This window comes from Komagataeibacter melomenusus, assembly GCF_013155395.1.
GTDB classification, from domain to species: Bacteria; Pseudomonadota; Alphaproteobacteria; order Acetobacterales; family Acetobacteraceae; genus Komagataeibacter; species Komagataeibacter melomenusus.
Genome location: NZ_JABJWC010000002.1, coordinates 148252 through 154660 on the forward strand (window position 1 = coordinate 148252; position 6409 = coordinate 154660).

Here is a 6409-nt window from a genome sequence, read left to right on the forward strand (position 1 = left end):
AAATGCGCAGAAACTGTTTCTGTCAATGTCTGTGATAGGAGAAACCTTTTTACAAATGATCCAAAATAGGTTCTATCTATACGCATGACCTATATTCCCCTCTCCGGCCTCTCCCTGCGTGATATCGAATATGTTGTAGCGGTCGATGACCTGCGCAACTTTTCACGCGCTGCCGAGCGGTGCGGCGTGAGCCAGGGCGGCCTGTCGGAGCAGGTGCGCAAGCTGGAGGCGCTGCTGGGTGTGGTCCTGTTCGAGCGTTCGCGCCGCCATGTCGCCCCCACGCCTGATGGCGCGCGGCTGATCGGCATGGGGCGCGAGGTGCTGGCCGCCGCCCGCGCCATGATCGAGGCCGCGCGCGTGCGCACCGGCCCGCTTGAGGGGCTGCTGCGCATTGGCGTGATTGCAACGCTCGGCCCCTATTACGTGCCCAACCTGCTGCCACTGCTGCGCCGCAACTACCCGCAACTGCAACTGCGCCTGACCGACAGCCTGACCGACATCATGCTGCGCATGCTGCGCCATGACGAACTTGATATCGTGCTCGCGGCCCTGCCGGTCAGTGGCGAGGGCTTTCATAGCGTGCCGCTGTTCAGCGAGCCGTTCCTGGCCGCCTTCCCCGCCGAGCACGCGCTGGCCGGGCGCAAGAACCTGACCATGCCCGACCTGAAGGGGCCGGACCTGCTTTTGCTGGAAGACGGGCACTGCCTGCGCGACCAGGCGCTCGCCCTGTGCGGCATGTCATCGAACCACGAGCCCGAACGCCTGGCCGCAAGCCTGGAAATGCTGTGGCACATGATTGGCGCGGGCGAAGGCTATTCGCTCATCCCCCGCCTCGCCCTGCGCAACCGCGGCGAATGGGAAGGGCTGATCACGGTCCAGCCCATTCCCGCAGCAAGCCGCACCATCGGGCTGGTCTGGCGCGCGTCCGACCCGCGCGGGGCCGCCTTTGCCGACTTCGCCACCTGCCTGCGCAACAACACGCCCGAAGGCTGCACCGCGCTGCCGCACTTCCCCGCAAAAACCTGCATGACCCTTGAGCCGGACATGCCGCACAGGGACTGATGGCCAACCGGCCCTGAATCCGGCGGCAAAAACAGCCTGCCACCCGCAGCGGCGGCCAGCCGGGCTTGCCCCGAGTGCGTTGGACAATCAGGGAATTCTGTTTAGTGTAGGGTTTATCACGTGAATGGACGCTGGCTGCTGGCGTTCGGTTCGCCCCCTTTCTTTCAACACAAGCACGGAACCCGACATGCGCCGCACTGTTGTCTCATGGGGTAAGATTTTTGCGTCCTCATTCGTTATTTCCGTTTCCGTCCTCTGCGTTTTTTCAAGCCAAAGCCATGCTGGCGATAATGATACCAGTCTGGTTATCAAATACTCCGCACCACATTATACGACCACTGTAGATGATGGGTCCGATATTACGATCAAGGGCACAATAGAATTTGTTGAAACCAGGGACAAACATTCAGGTTCTTACTATAAATACGCCATATTGAAAACGGACACCCCCTACCGGCTCAGGGAAATTGAAAATACGGGGGAAGGTGACTACATTGAAGACAGCAACGTAACGCCTACGACGTTCTTCCCGATTACGGAACATGACCCGAAGAATTCAATCAGCGAATTCACGTCTTATCTGGGCCAGTACGTCACGCTGACGGGCAAGATCAAGTCAACCAATGGCGACGGCCCGATACTGGAATATCAATCCATCGCCCCCACCCCCAGAGATAAGTGACCCCACGCGCATCCGCTACCCGTTCAGGCGGGTCACAAGAAGCTGGTTGATGCGAAAGCCCTCCACGTCAACCACTTCAAAGCGGAAGCCCATCGTATCCACCCGGTCCGCCTTGCGTGCCATGCGGCGCAGGCGGTGCATGATGAAGCCGCCGATCGTGTCAAACGGTCCTGCTTCATCAAGATCGGTGGCGTCAAGTTCACGCCGCACGTCGCCAATCGAGGCCGCGCCATCAATCAGCCAGGAATTGGCGTCACGCCGCACGATCAGTTGCTCCTCGAACGGGTTGGCCACCCCGCCCATCAGCGCCCCCATGATGTCCTTGAAGGTAATCAGCCCCACGACCAGCCCGTATTCGTTCACCACCAGCGCAAAACCCACGCCGTGGATGTCGAACTGGGCCAGCGTATCCCACAGATTAATGGTTTCGGGCACCGAGAGCACATCGCGGCGCACCTGAAAGATCGGGCTCTCGGCCATGGGGCCGCCCGTGCGCATGGCTGGTGGCGCGGTGGCCGGATCACGGTCCACCACCGCGGCCAGCACGTCTTCCGCCCGGATGGAACCCACCACGTTGTCCAGCCCGCCATTACATAAAGGGTAGCGGGAATAAGGCTTGGCGCGCACCTTGGCCTTCTGCATCTCGGTGGTTTCCTGCAGGTCGAGGAACACGATCTCGTCACGCGGGGTCATGGCGGAGGTGATGGAGCGGTCCTGAAGCCCCAGCACGTTCTGGATCATCTGGTGCTCCTGCTCGAGCAGCACGCCCGAGGCGGTGCCGGCGGCCAGAATGGCGCGCAGGTCCTCCGGCGTTACGGGTTCCACCGCCGAGGCCGCCGGAATGCGCAGCGCGCGCAGGATCGCATCCGACACCCTGGAAAACACCCACACGATGGGAAAGAGCAGCCGCAACGCCAGGGCAGGAAACCACCCCACGGCCAGTGCGATCTTGTCAGGCGCGTTCATGGCGATGCGCTTGGGCAGCAGGTCGGCAAACAGCACGAACAGGCCGGTAACGAGCATGAACCCCAGCACGGAGGCCAGCGTCCCGGCCGTGGTCTCGTTCAGGCCCCACTGCGTAAAGCCATGCGTGAGCGAGGGCGAGAGCATCTGCGAACTGATCATGCCGCCAAGCACGCCCACGCCGTTGAGGCAGATCTGCAGCACGGTCATGACCTGCCCGCTGTTGCGCCGCAGTTTGAGGAAGGCAACCGCCCGCTCATCCCCCGCTTCGGCGCGGGAGCGCAGGCGGACATCACGGGCGGCGGCAAATGATATTTCTGATAGCGAAATAAATATATTAAGCGCGACCAGAAGCACAAGCGCAATCAGGCCAGAAAAAAACAGGACCACCAGAACACCCACAAAATAAATGCAGGACTGTATAACACGCGCCTGTCCCTGTCGGCAGCACCATATGCACGAGACGGATATTTTTTACTTCCCCTGCATATCGGGAAAAACACGGATCACGGCCCTGCGACAGCCCTGGCCACGATGCGCCAGCAGGCCGAAAAACGAACGGAACATAAGCGTTTCAGGATCATTATCGTTTTAAGCGTAGAATCTTTTTCCGCCAGGCGGGACATCAGGCCGCCCCGCATATCTCGTATCGTCAGGAACGCTGTTGCGTTGGCGCCGGGCAGGAACGGGATCGCGTATGGAACCATTAATTATGGTGAAACCATAAAATCACTATTGATGGTGTTATAATTCTGCATTATCTGTCAGAAAAGACACATGGCGCTTGTCATGCCGCGCGTCTTCCCCGGCACTGGGGGTATTGTGGTACCGTTTGCGTGCTCTCGCCCGCACGCAGGCATGAACAGCCGTAGCAAGGAAACAGGTGATCCATGAACGCAACGCCGCCCTCCCGGACCAAAGCCGCCCTGACCGACATGGCGGCCCGTTTTGCGCAGCGCGCGGCGGCCTATGACCGATCGGGGGAAATCGCGACCGATAACCTTGATGACGTGCAGGCAGCCGGCCTGCTGGGCCTGACCATAGCCCGTGCGGATGGCGGCCAGGGGGGCGGCCTGCGGCAGATTGTCGAGGTGATCGGCACGCTGGCCAAAGGCGACCCCACCACGGCGCTGATCGTGGGCATGCATTACCTGCAGCACGCCGTCATTGCCAAGGCCACCCACTGGCCGGAGGCCGCGCGCAGGCAGGTGATCGAGACCGCCCTGCGCGAAGGCGCGCTGATCAATGCGCTGCGGGTCGAGCCTGAACTGGGCACGCCCTCACGCGGGGGGCTGCCGGGCACGCGCATCACGTGGGTTGATGGCAGGCCACGGCTGAACGGGCGCAAGATCTATTCCACCGGGTCCACCGCCCTGCGCTGGGGCACCGTCTGGGCCGCGACCGACGAGCCGGAACCACGCGTGGGACAGGTACTCGTGGACCTGACCCTGCCCGGGGTCAGCATAGAGCGCAGCTGGAACCAGATGGGCATGCGCGCCACGGGCAGCCACACCATCGTGTTTGACAACGTGGAACTGCCCGACACGGCGCTGGTGGACCTGCGCGCACCCGACGCATGGCACAACCGCGATGGCTCGCTGGTGGTGGGGCATGTGCTGGCCATTGCCTGCCTGTATGATGGCGTGGCCCGCGCGGCACGGGACTGGCTGATCACCTTCCTGCATGAGCGCGTGCCGACCGCGCTGGGCAGGCCACTGGCCACGCTGCCACGCTTCCAGACCCTGCTGGGCGAGATCGATGCGCTGCTGATGGTCAATGAAAGCCTGATTGAAACCGCGCTGGCCAGGGCAGAAAGCGGCAACTACCCCGCGCATGAAGCCAACCTGGCCAAATATGTGGTGACCGAAAACGCCATCAAGTCGGTTGAACTGGGCCTTGCCGCGATCGGCAACCCGGGGCTGAGCCAGGACAACCCGCTCGAGCGGCATTACCGCAACGTGCTGTGCGCGCGCATCCACACCCCTCAGGCCGATGTGGCGCTGGCCAGCGCAGGGCGCGTGGCGCTTGAGGCGGGGCAGTAAGCGGATTTATGCGGGTTCCATTTCATTCATGCATGATAACGGCGGACATGCCTTATTACGAAACGTATTGAAATTACCATATTCCAGATATGGTTAGGCTTGTATAAACATGGGTGAAACGGCAGCCGGTTGCGTGAATGATGCTGGTATTCTTGTTCCTCGGGTTTGCCGTGATGTCTGCATGGAGCGGCACAAGGCAGCAGACCGCCGCCCCATGACCGGATTGTCCGATTTCCGTGCGGGGTACTACACGGCACGGACGTGATGACTACCGTGACCCCTGCCTGCATGCCGCAGGTTCAGGGTTGACCCCAACACTCAGGATCAGGCCTGTAAGCATAATGAAAAAACAGTCTTTTCTGGCACTTGGCGCAGCATGCCTGCTGGGCTTTGCCACATCGGCCCAGGCCCAGCCCTATGGCGGGCCACAAGGCCCCGGTCCGGGCGGCATGGGCGCCCCCGCAGGGCATGAAGGCCCGCATGCAGGTGCTGGGCAGCACGGTCCCGGGCAGCGTGGTCCTGCGCCCGGCCCGCAGCACCGCCCGGCCCCGCATGGCGGCCCCGACCACCGCATGGCAGGCCCCGGCGACAACCGCGATGGCGGCTGGCGTGACAACAATCCGGACATGAACCGCGTATGGCATCAGGGCGAGCGTTATGATGGCCCGCGCAACAGCCGCTGGATTGTCAATGACTGGCAGGACCACCGTGGCCTCTCCGCCCCGCCCTCAGGCTACCAGTGGATGCGCTATGGCAACCAGTATCTGCTGACAGCCATCACCACCGGCGTGATCGCGGGCGTGGTCAGCGCTACGCTGGGCGGCGGCATCCGCTAACGGCGACAGGACGCGCATAGGGCCATGCGGCAGATCCCCTGCCCCGCGGCCCTATGAACGCCCGCCCGTACAGGCTGGCAGCACCCTAAGCGCTGATTGCACAATAATCGCAAATACAGCTATTCTTTAAAATATACGTGCATTACGCAAGACCTGGCACGGCCGGTTCATTCATCGGCATGATCGGGTTCACACCCCCCACATGCGCTTAATGGCTGTCATTTTTTCATTTGTTGTAAAATATACGAATAATCGACGTCCGATTTCCCGAAAAAATCTTTTACTGCATCTTGACGATAAGTATTTTCTTCATAGATGTTGACTTCATCAGGATATCTGAATTCTACTTTTATTTTTTCATTTTCTATTTTATATAACATTATTCTCCATACATTTTGCGTATTGTTATTTTTGCATTCATACCAGAAGTCAGACAGTAAATCACCCAATGCGTCAGAGCACATTCTCAATTCGATCGTGCCCTGATCATTCAGGAAATAAATGGCATCGGAAATATATCCTTCATCGCCTTCCACATACAGAAGAGTCTTTTTTGATACACCCCCGACCGCCTCGACCAGGGCGTACCCTATTTCCTGATAAAAATTTTCTATTTCTTTTTTCATATCCTGTCCCTCTATAAAATATATTTATCCGTCCATAATGCTTGCAGGATTTCCATTCTACGCCAAGGCAGAAAAGCCGGGTTTTGCGCGGCCTGCCTATCTGCTCCTGAACATGGCATGGCCTGATAATATTTTCTTGTGCTATTTAATATAGCGTATTGCATATTATGAGCGGATACGATTAGCTCGCACCATGAC

The 6409-nt window shown here is 59.6% G+C and carries 7 protein-coding genes; 4 read left to right on the top strand and 3 right to left on the bottom strand.

Translation table 11 applies throughout. The annotated features are described in order from the left end of the window. Positions 1-84 precede the first annotated feature (84 nt). Both HNW77_RS01785 and HNW77_RS01790 read left to right on the top strand, forming a co-directional pair. Complete coding sequence (locus HNW77_RS01785; RefSeq protein WP_172154805.1) at positions 85-1062, top strand: hydrogen peroxide-inducible genes activator; 978 nt, start codon at positions 85-87, stop codon at positions 1060-1062. Positions 1063-1249: 187 nt separating this feature from the next. After that, positions 1250-1744 carry a hypothetical protein gene (locus HNW77_RS01790; RefSeq protein ID WP_172154807.1) on the top strand — a complete coding sequence of 165 codons (495 nt, stop codon included), beginning with the start codon at positions 1250-1252 and terminating at the stop codon, positions 1742-1744. Positions 1745-1759: 15 nt separating this feature from the next. Here the strand turns inward: HNW77_RS01790 and HNW77_RS01795 are convergent, their stop codons facing one another. Further along, the gene (locus tag HNW77_RS01795; RefSeq protein WP_172154809.1) at positions 1760-3097 is read right to left on the bottom strand and encodes a CNNM domain-containing protein; all 1338 of its coding nucleotides are present in this window, start codon (positions 3095-3097) and stop codon (positions 1760-1762) included. Positions 3098-3597: 500 nt separating this feature from the next. On the opposite strand from HNW77_RS01795, the gene HNW77_RS01800 reads away from it, so the two are divergent. Next, positions 3598-4749, top strand: a complete 1152-nt coding sequence (locus HNW77_RS01800) for an acyl-CoA dehydrogenase family protein (RefSeq protein WP_172154811.1) — start codon at positions 3598-3600, stop codon at positions 4747-4749. Between the two features lie 341 nt (positions 4750-5090). Beyond that, positions 5091-5585 carry an RcnB family protein gene (locus HNW77_RS01805; RefSeq protein WP_172154813.1) on the top strand — a complete coding sequence of 165 codons (495 nt, stop codon included), beginning with the start codon at positions 5091-5093 and terminating at the stop codon, positions 5583-5585. A 218-nt stretch (positions 5586-5803) separates the two neighbouring features. On the opposite strand, the gene HNW77_RS01810 is transcribed toward HNW77_RS01805, so the two are convergent. Continuing rightward, positions 5804-6211, bottom strand: coding sequence for a hypothetical protein (locus HNW77_RS01810; protein WP_172154815.1), 408 nt, complete (start codon positions 6209-6211; stop codon positions 5804-5806). A gap of 11 nt (positions 6212-6222) precedes the next feature. Next, positions 6223-6409 (bottom strand): hypothetical protein (locus tag HNW77_RS17505; RefSeq protein WP_206677820.1); only part of this gene is annotated, 187 nt, incomplete at its 5' end.

What these genes read in the sequence shown, in the direction of transcription:
- HNW77_RS01785 (WP_172154805.1), top strand. Translation starts at nt 85, where the DNA reads ATGACCTATATTCCCCTCTCCGGCCTCTCCCTGCGTGATATCGAATAT.
- HNW77_RS01790 (WP_172154807.1), top strand. Translation starts at nt 1,250, where the DNA reads ATGCGCCGCACTGTTGTCTCATGGGGTAAGATTTTTGCGTCCTCATTC.
- HNW77_RS01800 (WP_172154811.1), top strand. Translation starts at nt 3,598, where the DNA reads ATGAACGCAACGCCGCCCTCCCGGACCAAAGCCGCCCTGACCGACATG.
- HNW77_RS01805 (WP_172154813.1), top strand. Translation starts at nt 5,091, where the DNA reads ATGAAAAAACAGTCTTTTCTGGCACTTGGCGCAGCATGCCTGCTGGGC.
- HNW77_RS01810 (WP_172154815.1), bottom strand. Translation starts at nt 6,211, where the DNA reads ATGAAAAAAGAAATAGAAAATTTTTATCAGGAAATAGGGTACGCCCTG.